Genomic DNA, 14,409 nt, shown 5'->3' with positions numbered 1-14,409 from the left:
CGGCGGGATCACTCCCGTTCGTCGGGCCGGATGCCCAGCGACCGCCGGAGGAAGTCGACCTGGAGCAGCAGCAGGTTCTCCGCCACCTGTTCCTGCGGGGTCATATGGGTCACCCCCGTCAACGGCAGCACCTCGTGGGGCCGCCCCGCCGCCAGCAGCGCCGACGAAAGCCGCAGGGTGTGGGCCACCACCACATTGTCGTCCGCCAGGCCGTGGACGATCATCAGCGGCCGGGCCGGGTTCTCCAGCCCGGACAGGCCCTCGTCGGTGAGGAGCGAGTTCGCCGCGTACACCTCCGGAGCCTCCTGGGGGAGCCCCAGGTACCGCTCGGTGTAGTGGGTGTCGTACAGCCGCCAGTCCGTCACCGGCGCCCCCGCGATCCCCGCGTGGAAGACGTCGGGCCGCCGCAGCACCCCCATCGCGGCGAGGTACCCGCCGTACGACCAGCCCCGGATCGCCACCCGGCCCAGATCCAGCGGGTGATCCCCCGCCAGCGCGTGCAGCGCCTCGACCTGGTCGTCCAGAGCCAGCGTGAGCCGGTTCCCGATCGCCTTCTCCCAGGCGGGGGACCGGCCCGGGGTGCCCCGCCCGTCGGCCACCACCACCGCGAACCCCTGGTCGGCGAACCACTGCGACGTCAGATGCGGCTGGTGCGCGGCCACCGCCCGCTGGGCGTGCGGACCGCCGTACGGATCCATCAGCACGGGGAGTAGTCCGTCACCTTCGCGGTACCCCTCGGGGAGCAGGACGGCGCACGGAATCCGCCGTGCGCCCCCCGTCGTGAGACGGACCCGCGCGGCCAGCACCGGCGTCTCGGCGTACGAGGCGACCACCGCCACCTCCACGCCGTCCCGCAGCACCCGCACCACGGTCCCCGGAGCGTCCGGACGGGCCGAGGCCAGCACCGTCACCGGGCCGCCGCGCACCGCCGAATGCACTCCCGTACCCCGGGAGAGCCGTTCCACACCCCGCTCGCCCACCCGGTACACGTGCAGCTCGCCGGTCTCCGGATCCGCCGCCGCCTCCCCGGCCGACGCGGCGACCAGCACGTCGTCCACGCCGATGTCCAGGACCGCCCGGACGTGCAGCTCCGCCCCCGTCAGCGCCCGGTCCCCGGCCATGAGCACCCGCGCCCCGTCCGGGCCGGGACGGTCCTCGACGCGCACGAGCCGCCCGTCCGGCGACCAGGCCGGCACCCCCTGCAGCAGCTCCAGCCAGTCCGGATCCTCCTCGGCGTGCACCGTCCGCGTCGCCCCGGTCCCGGGATCCACCGCCAGATGGAGCTGGGAGCGCTGGTCACGCGCCTGCACCAGCAGCAACGGCGGCCCGTCCGACGACCAGTGCACCCGGGCCAGATACGGGAACCGCTCCCGGTCCCACACGACCTCCGTCCGCTCGCCGGCCAGATCCACGACGTACAGCCGGACCTCCGCGTTCGGCGTCCCCGCCGCCGGGTACGCCACCTCCTGCGGCTCCCGGTCCGGATGCGCCGGATCCGCGATCCAGGACCTGCGCACCGGCCCCTCGTCCACCCGCGCCACCAGCAGCCGGTCCGACTCCGGCGACCACCAGAAGCCCCGGCCGCGCCCCATCTCCTCGGCCGCCACGAACTCCGCCAGACCGTACGACGTCCGCGCGTCCTCCGGCTCGGCGAGCGGCCGGTCCCCCTCCCCGTCCGCGCCCGTCACCCGCAGGGCGCCCCGCGCCACGTACGCGACGAGCCGCCCGTCCGGCGAGGGCCGCGGATCGAGCACCGGACCCGGGACCGGCAGTTCCCGCGCCGTCCCCGCCCTCAGCTCCGCGGCGAACAGCCGCCCCGACAGCGGGAAGGCGGCCAACTCCACGGCCGCGTCCACCGCGTAGGAGACGATCCCGCCCGAGCCCTCGCGGGCGCGCTCCCGCCGTGCCCGCTCCTCGGCCGACAACTCCTCGGCCAGGCCGCCCAGCAGCGTCTCCGGATCCGCCGCGACCCGCTCCAGGGCCCCGCCCGCCGCCCCGTCGAGGTCCAGCACCCAGAGCGCGTGCGAGCGTTCGGTGCCGGAGGCGGAGCGGACGAACACCACCCGCCCGCCGTCCGGCGAGACCGTGAAGGCGCGCGGAGCCCCCAGGGAGAAGCGCTGGGTCCGGGCGTACTGACGGGGAAACGAGAGCGGATACGACTGGTGCCGCGGCGAGGTCATGCGATCGAACCTAGCGCTGTGCGCCCCCCTGTGCCTCCGTACACCATGGATACGAAGCCACACATAGTTATGATCCGTAGCGCTAGGTGGGTAGAGGACTCCTGGCACATGCTCGCTGACCTGACCGTCCGAATATCCGACCGAAGAAGTGTGGAGGTGAACCGCCGTGGCACTCTCGATTTCGGCGGTGGTGCTGCTGGCGATCGTCGTCTTCCTGCTGATCCGGAAATCCGGACTCAAGGCGGGACATGCGGCGGTCTGCGCGCTCCTCGGTTTCTACCTGGCGAGCTCCTCCATCGCCCCGTCCATCAGCACCCTGACCACGAACGTCGCCGGCATGATCGGCGGCCTCAAGTTCTGAGCCTCGTGCTGGTCACCGGCCCCGCCTCGTAGGGTGGGGCCATGACGGATCTCCCAGCCCGTCGTCTGCTCCTGGTGCACGCGCACCCCGACGACGAGTCGATCAACAACGGCGCCACCATGGCCAGGTACGCGGCGGAGGGCGCGCTGGTCACCCTGGTGACCTGCACCCTCGGCGAGGAGGGCGAGGTCATCCCGCCCGGACTCGCCCATCTCGCCCCCGACCGGGAGGACCGCCTCGGCGACCACCGCGTCGGCGAACTGGCCGCCGCCATGAAGGAGCTGGGCGTCACCGACCACCGCTTCCTCGGCGGCCCCGGCCGGTTCCGCGACTCCGGAATGATGGGCGTGGAGCAGAACCGCCGTGCGGGCGCCTTCTGGAACACGGCCGTGGACGACGCCGCCCCGTACCTCGTGGAGGTGATCCGCGAGACCCGCCCGCAGGTCCTCGTCACCTACGACCCCGACGGCGGATACGGCCACCCCGACCACATCCAGGCCCACCGCGTCGCCATGCGCGCCGCCGAACTGGCCGCCGACACCGGCTACCGCCCCGACCTCGGCCCCGCGCACACCCTCGCCAAGATCTACTGGAACCGCGTGCCCCGGCCGGCCGCCGAAGCCGGCTTCGCCCGGCTGCGCGCCGAGGGAGCGGCCTTCCCCGGCATCGCGGACATCGGTGACGTCCCGGGCGTGGTCGACGAGTCGCTCATCACCGCCTGCATCGACGGGGATCCCGTCTGGGCCGCCCGCAAAATCGCCGCGATGCGTGCCCATGTCACACAAATCGCCGTGGACGGGCCCTTCTTCGCCCTCTCCAACAACCTCGGCCAGCCGATCCTCACCACGGAGTACTACCAGTTGGTGGCGGGGACGTCCGGCGCCCCCGAGGGCGTGCGCGAGGACGACCTCTTCGCCGGAGTGAGCGCGTGAACGACCGCATGAACGTACGAGTGGTCTGGTACGTACTCCTCTTCGTCCTCGGCGCGGTGGTCGCCGCGGCGGGCGCGCTCGTCCAGAACGCGTGGTTTCCTGGCGGTCTGTTCGCCGGGCTGCTCGGCGTCGCGGGCCTCTTCTACGGCGGGCTGCGCGCCACCGACCGTCAGCTCGGGGTGGTCGCCCCGGCGGCCGGCTGGCTGGCCGCCGTCGTGCTGCTGAGCCTCGGACGGCCGGAGGGCGACGGCCTCTTCGCGGGAGGCTTCGCCGAGATGCTCTACCTGCTGGGAGGCATGGCCATCGCTGTGATGTGCGCCACGGTGGGGCGGCTGCCGCGACCGGCCCCGTGAACAGGCCGAGTTGAGCGGAGGGTGCCCGGACTTCGGCCGGAATCACCGTAGCTCGGCGCCGGGCCGTCCGCTATGTGCCGGCGGCGGACAGTATGGTGGTGCGCGCCGCCGAACCGCCCGGGTATACGAGCATCAGCAAGAGCGGGCGGCGGAGCCAACCGGGAGATCCTGCTTTGAGTCGTGAAACTGGTCGAGAGACTGACAGTTCCTCCTCCGGCGCCCAGGGGCGCGGTGGAGCCGCGTACCCCTCGGGTACACCGCCGTACGGATCCCGTCAGTATCCGTCGCTCCATCCGACGCAGGACGCGGCGGAGGAGAGTCCCGCGGCGCCCGTGCGGCCGCAGCCCGAGGAGCCCAAGACCGAGACGACGCTGACGACCCGGATCAGAATCAACATTCCGGGTTCGCGTCCGATCCCGCCCGTGGTGGTCCGCAAGACCGTCGGGGACTCGGCCTCGGACACCGCCCCCTCGGACCCGTCCGGGGACGGCGGCGGGAAGGCCGCGGCGTCCCGCACCCCCGCTCCGGCGCCCGCCCCGGCCGCCGAGCCGGAGCCCGCTCCGGCGCCGGCCGAGCCCGCGAAGGCGGAGGAGAGGCCGACCAGCGACTGGTTCGCCCCGCGCAAGTCCGCGGCGCCCGCGGCGCCGTCGTCACCCGCCGGGCCCGCGGGCCCCGCGGGCCCCGGCGCCGGGGCCCCGGCGCCGGGTGGGCCGAACGGCCCGCGGACCCCCGCCTCCGGGACGCCCGGACCGTCGGGGAAGCCGGGCGGCCCGCGCGGTTCCGGTTTCGCCGGTCCCGCCACCGGGGGCATCCCGACGGTCGGCGGCTCCTCGATGGCGGCCACCCCGCCGGGCGGCACGCCGATGTACCTCGCCACCCCGCCCCTCGACGAGAGCGGCGGCTACGGCGGCGAGGCCCCGCAGCCCCCCACCGGTCCGACGACCGGCCCCATGACCGGCCCGATGTCCGGCCCGGGCGCGGGCCCGTCGGCAGGCCCCGTGCCGGACCACGGCGCGAGGGGCGCGGACCCGTACGCCGGGAACCCCCTGGCCCCGCCCGTCCCGCACCCGTTCGCCGAAGGCCCGCACGCGGGGAACCCCCTCGCCGCGGACCCGCACACCGGGACCCCGCACCCCTTCGCGGCCGGCCCGCACGGCGACCCCGCGTTCCCCGGCGCACCGCGCATGTCCGACGACACGGCGGTCCTCACCCCGCAGGGCCCCGGCCCGGGCGCCCCGGCCGACGGCGGCCACGTCTCGGGCGACACGCTCACGAGCGGCATCCCGGTCGTCCCCTCGGGCCCCGACCCGGCCCGGCGGGGCCCCGAGGGCTTCTCCGCCCCCGAGGTCGCCTCCTCCGGCAGGCCGGCGGCCCCGGCCCCGGCGCGCGAGCCCGCCCGCCCGTCCTCCGCGACCCGGCCCGCCCCCGCCCCGGTGAAGAAGGGCCGCTCCAAGCTGCCCCTCCTCGCCTTCGGCGTCGTCGGTCTCGCCGGTGTCGCCTACGGCGCCGGTCTGCTCCTCAACCACTCCGACGTCCCCAAGGGCACCACCGTCCTCGGCGTGGACATCGGCGGCGGTACGCGCGAGGAGGCCGTCAACAAGCTGGAGGCGGCCCTCGGCAAGCGCGCCGCCGCCCCCCTCCAGCTCAGCGTCGGCGGCAAGAAGGTCGAGCTGGCCCCGGACAAGGCGGGCCTCTCGCTCGACAGCCAGGAGACCGTCCGGGGCGCCGCGGGCAGCGACTACAACCCCGTCTCCGTCATCAGCACCCTCTTCGGCGGCGAGCGCGTCGCCGAGCCCGTGCTCCCGGTCGACGAGGAGAAGCTGAGCGTCGCCCTCAAGGACGTGGCCGGCGCCTCCGGTTCGGCGACCGAGGGCACGATCGTCTTCGCCCCCGGCAAGGTCACCGCCGTCGAGGGCAAGCCCGGCAAGGGCGTGGACGTCGCGCGTTCCATGATCTCGGTGAAGGACGCGTACCGCGCCCAGGTCCAGACGGGCCGGCCGAACACCGTCGAGCTGCCCGTCACGACCCGCCAGCCCACGATCACCCGGGCCGAGCTGGACCGGGCGATGAACGCCTTCGCCAAGCCCGCCATGTCCGGCCTGATCACGATCAAGGCGGGCTCGAAGAGCATCCAGTTCGGCCCGGCGAAGTCCCTGCCGAAGATCCTCTCCATGAAGCCGGTCGACGGCCGCCTGGTGGAGGTCTACGACAAGAACGCCATCGACCAGCTCCTCGACGGCGTCTTCGACGGCATCATGATCACCAAGGGGGACGGCAAGAAGCACCAGGTCTCCGCCGACGACGTCGCCTTCGCGATGCGCGACGCCCTGGTGGGCAAGACGCAGGCCGAACGCACCAAGGTCATCGACCTGGACGGGCAGGGCTGACCGCCGCTCTGACACGGCCGACCGGCCCACGGCCGGCAGCACACGGGCGCCCGTCCCACCGGTCACGACCGGCGGGACGGGCGCTTCGGCGTCTCAGTCCCGGCGGTACTGCGCCGGGGAGTTCCTCGTCGCCGGGTCCTCGTACGACCCCGCCCGCCCCCGGTCCACGTGGAACGTGGTCAGCGTCGAGACGCGGGACGCCGGGTCGCGGCGGTCGTCGACGACCCGCATGTGGGCGCTGAACCGCTCCGGGGTGACCTCGTACACGTCATAGCCGTAGCGGTCGCCCTCGAAGTACTTCAGATGCGGGTTGGCCGCGCCCATGACCGGCCCGTTCGCGGCGTTCCAGCTCGGCGCGTACGCCCCCGAGGTGACCGAGTGGGCCGTGAACTCCGTGCCGATGACCGGCGAGGTGACGTCGTCGAAGTCGGGCCGGATGTCGTCGACGAACGCCGAGTGCCAGTCGCCCGTGACGACGACGAGGTCCTCCATGCCCGAGTCGTGCACATGGCCGAGGACCTCCTTCCGTTCGGCGAGGAAGCCGTCCCACTGGTCGGTGAACATGTAGGAGCCGCCGGGGCTCCGCCGCAGCTGGCTGAGCATGATCGAGTTGGCCCAGACGTGCCAGGAGTCCGGGGCCCGGTCGACGGTCCCCTTCAGCCAGGACTTCTGACCGGCGCCCAGGATCGTGCCGTCGGCGAGGTTCTGCGCCGAGCGGTACGAGCGCAGGTCGAGCACCGTCAGCTCCAGCAGGTCCCCCCAGCGGCGCACCCGGTGGATCTCCGGGTCCGGCAGCCCGGCCGAGGCGCCGGCGCCGCCGTCGCGGTGCGGCATGTTCTCGTACCAGGCCTGGTACGCGGCCGCCCGCCGCCGCATGAACGGCGCGCCTCCGCCCGTACCGGAGTAGTCGTTGACGACCTCGTGGTCGTCCCAGGTGAGGAACCAGGGGTGGGCCGCGTGCGCCTCGCGCAGGGAGGCGTCGCCCTTGTAGAGGGCGTGACGGCGGCGGTAGTCGGCGACCGTGAAGACCCCGGGGCCCTCGTGGTCGCGGACGTGGTCGGCCGGGACGCCGCCGACCTGCCCGTGTTCGTAGATGTAGTCGCCGAGGTGGACGACGAAGTCGACGTCCTCGCGGGCGATGCCCCGGTGGGCGGCGTAGAACCCGTCGTGGAAGGCCTGGCAGTTGGCGGCGGCGAAGCGGACGGAGGAGACGCGGCCGACGGGCGCCGTCCGCGTGCGGCCGGTCCGGCTCCGCTTGCCCAGCGCCGTGAAGGCGTACCAGTAGCGGGTGCCCGGGCGGAGCCCCGGGACCGGGACGTGCACGCTGTGCCCGAGCGTCGCCGAGGCGGGCGCGGTGCCGCGCGCGACGACCTGCCGCAGCCGGGGGTCGGTGGCGACGACCCAGTCGACCTCGACGATCTCGGGCAGGCTCTGCTCGGCGGCCAGCGGCTCGGGGGCGAGCCGGGTCCACAGCAGCACGCTGTGCGGCTGCGGGTCGCCGGAGGCGACGCCGAGGGTGAAGGGCGCCGGGTCGTAGTCGGCGCCGAGCGCCCGGGCGGCCTCCAGGGCCTGCGCGGGCGAGAGCCCGGCGGCCAGAGGCCAGGCGAGGTTCAGGGCGCCGGCGGCCCCGGCCGCCTTGAGCAGATCGCGGCGGTTGAGCCTGGTCACGAGCGTCCCCCGGTGGCGTGCAAGGTGAGCGATATGGAGTCGGCGTAACCGTCGTTGGACGTCCCGCCGCCGCTGCGGGTGAAGACGAGCAGCACCCGCGCGGTGCGGGCGCCGGGCGGCACCGTGGCGGTAGCGGTGCGCTCCAGGAGCGCGGTGCGGGAGAGCCGCTCGCCGGCCGTCACCGGGCCGAGCACGGACAGCGCGACCGGGGTCCCCTGGGCGTCCCGGAACTCCACGGACAGCCTGGCGCCGTCCTCCTGCGCCGCATAGCCGCCCAGCCAGCCGGCGAGGGTGTAGCGCACGCTCCCCGTGTCGACGGCCCGGCGGCCCGTGGAGCCCCGCTCGGGCAGGGCGATGTCCTGCACGAGGGCGGTACGGGGGCTGTCGCCGCCGGAGAAGAACCTGCCTCCCCGGTCGGCGGGCCCGGGGTCCGCCGGTCCGGGATAGCCACCGCCCAGGGTGTACGCGACGAGCGCGGGCGCTCCCTCCCGCACCTCCCAGCCGGTCACGGCGGTGACCGGCCGGGCGGTCCCGCCGGGTCCGCTCTCCGCGTCGCCGTTGACTACGAGATTCACTCGACCTCCTCGATCGTGCGCCGTTCGCATGGCGCGTGTATCGCAGCAGTCGCCGGTGAACCGTCGTGGACGCCCCGGCGAACAGCGGTGCCGGGTGGCGCGGACAACTCGCGCGCGGCGAACGGCTACCCGCCCGCCCGCAGGCTCCGCGTCGGCGCGACGAGGCAGGCGGGGCAGTGGCACGGCGGATAGCGGAGAGCCGACTCGACCGGCACCTCTCCCCGCCGGGGTGTGAAGGTCCGCGTGGCGGCCAGGTCCGCCCGCCGTCGCGCGAGACGCGCAGCGTCATCACCACTCGCCGCCGTACCGCCGGCGCTTCTCGCGGAGCCAGTCCTGCATCTCGCGCGTCTCGCGGGGCGAGGCGGCCCGCAAGTCGTCGGCGCGGATCGTCGCCACGAAGTGCACGAATCGCACACGCCGGTGGACGCCGTCCACGCCGATGACCTTCCCGGGGCCGTAGACGTCGGTTCCGGTATGGGCGACGAAGTCGCCCGGACCGTGGGGGGTTTCCATTACGTGCTGAGCCCTTTCGCTCTGTGTGTTGTTCCGGTCACACAGTGGCGTGGATCACGTTACGCTCGGCAGGGGTTCGCCCGTGACAACGCGACCAGCACGTCGGGGAGTTGGCCATGGCAATCGAGGACAATCCGGAGTCGCGCCGAAAATACGGTGAAGAGCTGAAACGCCGAAGGGAGTCGGCGGGCCTCACCCAGGAGCGCCTGAGCGAACTGACGATCATCTCGCGCACCCACCTGGCCCACATGGAGGCGGGCCGCCGCCGCCCGGACGTGGCGGACGCGAGACGCCTGGACCAGGTGCTGGACGCGGGGGGCTTCTTCGAGCGGTTCCTGCCGACGCTGGACGGGAAGAAGGTCGCGGAACACTTCGCGGAGGCGCTGGAGTTCGAGGGCCAGGCGACGACGATCCGTGAGTACGCCCCGAAGCTGGTACCTGGCATTCTCCAAACGGAGCCTTATGCCAGAGCCGTCCTCAGCTCCGGGCATCCGCCCAAGAGTGAGCAGTCGCGTGACAAGCTGCTTGTCACGCGCTTGGCGCGTGCGCGCATACTGGACGACTTCGATTCTCCCGTGGTGTGGATGTTGCTCGACGAAGCGGTGTTGCGACATCGCATCGGCGGGCCTGCCGTGATGTGCGAGCAGCTCCGTCACATCGTGAGCCTGGGCGAAAGTCGTCGCATTCGGGTCCACGTCCTGCCGTTCACGGTGGGCGCGCACGCAGTGCTTGAAGGCTTCGTTTCCCTCATGTGGTTCAAGGATCAGCCGCCCATCGCATACGTGGAAGGCCTCAAGTCCGGCCGTGTTTGGGAGACTCCGTCCGTGGTCCGAGAGTGCCAAGAGGTCTACGATCATGCCTTGGGCGACGCGCTGTCCCATCGCGAGTCGCTGGCCCTGATCAGGTCCGTCGCGGAGGAATACGAGCATGCAGCACGCACCGGCCAGCATCCCTGACGCCTCGGTCCTCTACGCCTGGCGCAAGTCCTCCTACAGCGGTGGCAGCAGCGGCGAGTGCCTCGAGGTGAGCGACGCCTGGCGGAAGTCTTCCTACAGCGGCGGCAGCAGCGGCGACTGCCTCGAAGTCAACGACGCCGCCTGCTCCGCCCACGTCCCCGTCCGTGACAGCAAGAACCCCACCGGCCCCGCCCTGGTCTTCAGCGCCACCGCCTGGGCGGCGTTCGTCGGCGGGGTGAAGGGCTAGGGGCCGAAGGGGGCCGAACCCCGCCACGCGAGGGCGTGGGCGGGGTCCGTACGCGCCGGGGGTGTCAGCGGTCGCGGCGCCGACTGCGCAGGGCGAGCAGCAGTGCGCCTCCGGTGAGGAGGAGGGCCGCGCCGAGGCCCGCGAGATTGGCCGTGGTGGTACCGCCGGTCGCGGCCAACTCGGGTGCCGCGAAGGGGGGCGCGTCCTGGCGGCAACGGGTGTCGACCGGCGGGAGGGTTCCGTCGACGAGGTAGCGGCTCGTCCGGGCGTCGACGCAGGTGCTCGGGTTGAACAGGGCCGTGTGCCCGACGGCGTCCTGGGTCAGCAGGCGGGCGTCGGCCAGCTCCTTCGTCATGGCCTGTGCGCCCGACAGGGGCGTGGCGGGGTCGTGGGTGTTCCCGACCACCAGGATGGGGTTCGCCGTCGGCGTGTTCCACGGGCCGCGGTAGCGGTCCTCGACGATCGCCGGCCAGGCTGCGCAGCCCGCGGAGGCCCAGATCCAGAAGCGCCCGGTGTCCCCCGCGCCGATGGCCGCGGCGTCCGCCAGCGTGCGGTAGGCGTCCGCGTCCCGGGGGTTGGGGCTGTCACCGCAGACGACCGCCGTGCTCTGCTCCTCGCCCAGGTACGGATTCGGTTGGGCGACCGGCGGCGGGGGCGGAGGCGGGGAGGGCTCGGGGACGCGGCCCTGCCACAGGTCCTGCAGCCTGCCGGCGAGCTGCGTGGCCCCGGGTTGGACGACGTAGAGGCTGCTCACCGTGTCCGCCACGGTTCCCGCGTAGGTCCACGTGCCCACCGGCTCCTTGCGAAGCCGCTCCAGCAGCCGCTCGTACTTGTCCCGGGTCGCCTGCGGGGTGCCGGCGGAGAACGCGCAGCGGGCCGTCGTGGTGGATCCGCACAAGGTGAGGAACCGGTCCACGGCGGCCGCCGCGCTCCGGCCCGAGCCCAGGCGCTGGAACGCCGTGGTCCGTGGGACCGCGTCGGAGGCGTTGTCCGTCCAGGCCCGCGGATCCCAGTTGGCGTCGAGGACCATGGCGCGGACCCGCTGGGGGAAGAGGTTCGCGTAGGTGGCGCCCAGGTAGGTGCCGTAGGAGATCCCGTAGTAGGTGAGCTGCTCGTCGCCCACAGCCCTGCGCAGCTGGTCGAGGTCGCGGGCGGTGTCGGCGGTCGACACGTGGCGCAGGAGCTCGGGGGTGCGCTGTTCGCAGCGCCGGCCCAGCTCCGCGTACGCGGAGCTGAACGCCGCTCGCTCCTTCTCCCCGACCGGGAAGCCCGCCGGTTTGCTCGCGCTCCACTCCGCGGCCTCCTCGGGGCTCCCGAAGCAGTTCACCGCGGTGCTGCTGCCGATGCCACGAGGATCCCAGCTGACGATGTCGAACCGCTCCCGCACCTCGCGCGGGAAGGACTCGTAGTTCTGTGGCATCTGGACCGTTCCGGGCCCGCCGGGCCCGCCGGGATTGAAGAACAGGGTGCCGATCCGCGGGCCGGGGCCGGTCGCCTCCCGTTTGACCACGGCCAGCTCGATGCCGCGGCCGCCCGGGTCGTCGTAGTCCAGGGGAACCTTCACGGCCGCACAGTCGAACGGGCTGCCCTCCGTGCAGGGTTTCCAGTTCGGCTCCGGGGCGGGTAGCGACGGGGTGGGGGCCCCGCCGGCCACGGCCGGGCCCTGGCCGGTCCAGGCGGCCGAGCAGGTCACCAGCGCGGCGACGACGGCGACGTAACCTCGGCGGCGCGCTGCCGCTCCTGGTATGGGCATGGGTTGTCCCGCCTTTCCGGACGCGGGCCCGTCGCCCGGCGCTCGGGGACGTCGGCACGCATCCAGGTCCACGGCACCGCACCCCGGGAACCCGCACGAGTCGGCTGCGGCTGGATGGCCGAACCGGCCGTCTCGTCCCGTCCGGAGGCGAGGCCGCGGACACCCTCCTAGGGGGTGTGGTGCGGGCCGTCGAGGAAGCGGAGCAGGACCTCCGCCTCCGCGCGGAGCCGCGCCGCCCGGTCGGCGTGGGCGGGGGCGGTCAACTGCTCGGCGGCGTCCAGGCGCTCGGCGGCCTCGGCGCGTACGACGTCCAGCACCGCGCGCTCGGTCAGCTCGCGGCGCACGGCCTCGGTGGCGCCGACGCCGGCGGGGGACGCCTCCAGGGCCGTGCCACGGAGCCGGTCCTCGGACAGCGGCACCGCCTCGGCGTTGTCCAGCGCGGCGAGCGTGGAGCGCAGGGCGCTCACGGCGGCCTTGTCGCGGGCGCGCATCGCTTCCGGCAGGGCTTGACGCATACGGAGACGCAGAGACATGCCGGTGACCCTAGGCCGGTCCCCGGGACCCCACAACGCGATATCGCCCGCGGGGCCGGGCACCCCCTAGTTCAGGAGGGCCCTGGCCGCCTGGGCGCGGTGGCGGATCGAGGCGGCCGCGCTCGGTTCGACCGCGGCCACGATCGTCGCGTACGCCTCCATCTCCGCCGCGCCCGCCTGGAACTCGCCGCGCTGCACCAGCAGCTCCGCGTGTTCGTAGCGCAGGCGCGCCGGGTGCGAGGGGAGCAGCAGGGAGAGCTCCACCGCCCAGAGGGCGACCTCCGAGCGCTCGGGGCGGGGGGAGGCCCAGGCGCGGATGTTGTTCAGGATGCGCTGGACGATCTCCAGCGAGTCCGCGGGGCGCAGCATCGACGGTTCCAGGGGCGCGCCCGTGGCGCCCGCGACCAGCAGCTCCGCGTCGACTCCGGTCATCGCACGGCCCCCGGCGAACGGATCCGCGAAGACCTGCTCGGCCGGGTCGCCGAAGCCCACCACGAAGTGACCCGGCAGGCCGAGGCCGTACACCGGCGCCCCCGCCCGGCGGGCGACCTCCATCCACACCACGGAGAGGAGGATCGGTAGGCCCCGGCGGCGGCGCAGCACCTCGTGCAGCAGGGAGGAGTCCAGTCGCTGGTAGTCGGCCGGGACGCCCTGGAAGCCGCACTCGCGGCCCAGGAGCTCCTCCAGGGCCGCGACCCAGGCGTCGGCGCCGGCGCCGCGCGTGCGGTACGGCAGGAGACCGGCCAGGCGGTCCAGTTCGATCTCGGCGGAGTCCAGGTCGTGCCGGGTCACCGCCGGGTCCGCCTCCGCGCCGATCAGCAGACAGAGCCGCGCCAGATCCGGCCGTCGCGCCCGGGCCTCCTGCGCGAACTCCCGCCGCCAGTCGGTCACGTCGCTCACGCCTCCGCCGCTCGGTAGTGGTGGTAGTGGTGGTGGACCGCGAAGCCCATGCCTTCGTACAGTGCCCGGCCGCCGGCGTTGTCCGCCTCCACTTGGAGCCAGGCCGCCGACGCGCCCTCGTCCAGCGCCTTCCGGGCGAGCGCCGTCATGACGGACGTGGCAAGGCCCCGGCGCCGCTGCGCGGGGTCGACCTCCACGGCCATGAACCCGGCCCAGCGGCCGTCGACCACACACCGTCCGATCGCCGCCGGTATGTCTCCCGTGCCCGGTATGGAGGCGAACCACACACGGGGGCCGCTCTCCAGGACCGTGAGCACATGGGGGCCGGGCACACCGAACCGCTGGTAGCGGTGGAGCCAGAAGGGGTCCAGGGAGCGGGAGAGCGCGACGGGGGAGACGTCCGCGTCGAGGTCGGCGACCGGCGCCAGGCCCCCGGTCCGTACCTCGGCCGAGACCTCCCGGCGCCAGCCGCGCTCCTCCAGCTCCGCGCAGAGCAGCTCCTGCGTCCCCTCGGCGCCGGTGGCCGTCTGGACGTAGGCCGGGAGCTCCCGCGCCGCGTACCACGCGCGGACGCGCGCGAGTGCGGAGTCGAGGGGCAGGCCGGGGTCGCCGAGCGGCAGCACCGAGTTCGCCCGCCGGGTGAATCCGGCGGCCGCCCGCAGCGTCCACTCGCCGAGCCGCTCGCTCTCCACCGGCTCCCAGGCGCGCGCCGTGACCCGGGCCAGCTCCTCGAAGGAGGCCGCCGGGCCCCGCCTGCGGGCCGGCGCGGCGGGCACCACCTTGCCCGCGACCAGCGCGGATTCCGCGATCCGGACGCTCTGGCCGGTCCGTCGTGTGATCAGCACCACACCCGCGTCCCATGATGTGAGCACGCCGACCGCGTCGGTGAACCGCGCGCCGGGGCCGCCCGAGTCCGTCACGTACCGAACTGAGACACGTTTTCCCACGTCAGCGCGGGTGATACGCACCTCAAGGCGCCCTCCGGCGGTGAATTCCACGGCTTCTCCGGCCCTCCTGTTCGGATCGTCCCCAAGAACGGAGATACTAGGTG

Annotated in this window: 14 protein-coding genes; 6 read left to right on the top strand and 8 right to left on the bottom strand. The window is 73.8% G+C overall.

Going from position 1 to position 14,409, the window contains the following annotated elements; all coding sequences use genetic code 11:
* Nucleotides 1-8: 8 nt before the first annotated feature.
* Nucleotides 9-2,180 (bottom strand): prolyl oligopeptidase family serine peptidase, encoded by a 2,172-nt coding sequence (locus tag ACFZBD_RS12940; protein WP_391139392.1) that lies wholly within the window; start codon nucleotides 2,178-2,180, stop codon nucleotides 9-11.
* A gap of 166 nt (nucleotides 2,181-2,346) precedes the next feature.
* On the opposite strand from ACFZBD_RS12940, the gene ACFZBD_RS12935 reads away from it, so the two are divergent.
* The 4 genes from ACFZBD_RS12935 to ACFZBD_RS12920 all read left to right on the top strand — a co-directional run bounded on the left by ACFZBD_RS12935 (nucleotide 2,347) and on the right by ACFZBD_RS12920 (nucleotide 6,213).
* Nucleotides 2,347-2,541, top strand: coding sequence for a hypothetical protein (locus ACFZBD_RS12935; protein WP_137993529.1), 195 nt, complete (start codon nucleotides 2,347-2,349; stop codon nucleotides 2,539-2,541).
* 41 nt (nucleotides 2,542-2,582) lie between these two features.
* On the top strand, nucleotides 2,583-3,473 hold the full coding sequence (mshB, locus tag ACFZBD_RS12930; protein ID WP_391139391.1) for an N-acetyl-1-D-myo-inositol-2-amino-2-deoxy-alpha-D-glucopyranoside deacetylase: 891 nt from the start codon (nucleotides 2,583-2,585) through the stop codon (nucleotides 3,471-3,473).
* A gap of 8 nt (nucleotides 3,474-3,481) precedes the next feature.
* Nucleotides 3,482-3,826 (top strand): DUF6113 family protein, encoded by a 345-nt coding sequence (locus tag ACFZBD_RS12925; protein WP_391139678.1) that lies wholly within the window; start codon nucleotides 3,482-3,484, stop codon nucleotides 3,824-3,826.
* A 332-nt stretch (nucleotides 3,827-4,158) separates the two neighbouring features.
* Nucleotides 4,159-6,213 (top strand): hypothetical protein, encoded by a 2,055-nt coding sequence (locus tag ACFZBD_RS12920; protein ID WP_391139390.1) that lies wholly within the window; start codon nucleotides 4,159-4,161, stop codon nucleotides 6,211-6,213.
* 93 nt (nucleotides 6,214-6,306) lie between these two features.
* Here the strand turns inward: ACFZBD_RS12920 and ACFZBD_RS12915 are convergent, their stop codons facing one another.
* The 3 genes from ACFZBD_RS12915 to ACFZBD_RS12905 form a co-directional block, all read right to left on the bottom strand.
* Nucleotides 6,307-7,881, bottom strand: a complete 1,575-nt coding sequence (locus ACFZBD_RS12915) for an alkaline phosphatase D family protein (RefSeq protein ID WP_391139389.1) — start codon at nucleotides 7,879-7,881, stop codon at nucleotides 6,307-6,309.
* Nucleotides 7,878-8,456, bottom strand: coding sequence for a phosphoesterase (locus ACFZBD_RS12910; RefSeq protein ID WP_391139388.1), 579 nt, complete (start codon nucleotides 8,454-8,456; stop codon nucleotides 7,878-7,880). Before ACFZBD_RS12910 ends, ACFZBD_RS12915 begins: the two co-directional genes overlap by 4 nt.
* A gap of 288 nt (nucleotides 8,457-8,744) precedes the next feature.
* A complete protein-coding gene (locus ACFZBD_RS12905) occupies nucleotides 8,745-8,969 on the bottom strand; it encodes a hypothetical protein (RefSeq protein WP_391139387.1) in 225 nt (74 codons plus the stop codon).
* 116 nt (nucleotides 8,970-9,085) lie between these two features.
* Here ACFZBD_RS12905 and ACFZBD_RS12900 point away from each other — a divergent pair, with 116 nt between their 5' ends.
* Entirely contained in the window at nucleotides 9,086-9,925 is an 840-nt protein-coding gene (locus ACFZBD_RS12900; protein ID WP_391139386.1) for a Scr1 family TA system antitoxin-like transcriptional regulator, read from the top strand.
* On the top strand, nucleotides 9,897-10,172 hold the full coding sequence (locus ACFZBD_RS12895) for a DUF397 domain-containing protein (protein WP_391139385.1): 276 nt from the start codon (nucleotides 9,897-9,899) through the stop codon (nucleotides 10,170-10,172). The genes ACFZBD_RS12900 and ACFZBD_RS12895 overlap by 29 nt, the downstream gene beginning before the upstream one ends.
* A gap of 64 nt (nucleotides 10,173-10,236) precedes the next feature.
* Here the strand turns inward: ACFZBD_RS12895 and ACFZBD_RS12890 are convergent, their stop codons facing one another.
* The 4 genes from ACFZBD_RS12890 to ACFZBD_RS12875 all read right to left on the bottom strand — a co-directional run bounded on the left by ACFZBD_RS12890 (nucleotide 10,237) and on the right by ACFZBD_RS12875 (nucleotide 14,356).
* Nucleotides 10,237-11,925, bottom strand: coding sequence for an alpha/beta fold hydrolase (locus ACFZBD_RS12890; protein ID WP_391139384.1), 1,689 nt, complete (start codon nucleotides 11,923-11,925; stop codon nucleotides 10,237-10,239).
* Between the two features lie 167 nt (nucleotides 11,926-12,092).
* Nucleotides 12,093-12,416, bottom strand: a complete 324-nt coding sequence (locus tag ACFZBD_RS12885) for a hypothetical protein (protein WP_391139677.1) — start codon at nucleotides 12,414-12,416, stop codon at nucleotides 12,093-12,095.
* 108 nt (nucleotides 12,417-12,524) lie between these two features.
* Nucleotides 12,525-13,358 (bottom strand): tetratricopeptide repeat protein, encoded by an 834-nt coding sequence (locus tag ACFZBD_RS12880; RefSeq protein WP_391139383.1) that lies wholly within the window; start codon nucleotides 13,356-13,358, stop codon nucleotides 12,525-12,527.
* On the bottom strand, nucleotides 13,355-14,356 hold the full coding sequence (locus ACFZBD_RS12875) for a GNAT family N-acetyltransferase (RefSeq protein WP_391139382.1): 1,002 nt from the start codon (nucleotides 14,354-14,356) through the stop codon (nucleotides 13,355-13,357). Before ACFZBD_RS12875 ends, ACFZBD_RS12880 begins: the two co-directional genes overlap by 4 nt.
* Nucleotides 14,357-14,409 lie beyond the last annotated feature (53 nt).

It is taken from the genome of Streptomyces sp. NPDC008121 (genome assembly GCF_042957155.1).
In the GTDB taxonomy this organism is placed as follows: Bacteria; Actinomycetota; Actinomycetes; order Streptomycetales; family Streptomycetaceae; genus Streptomyces.
Note: the sequence above shows the minus strand (reverse complement) of the source record. Positions and strands in the feature narration are given on the sequence as shown.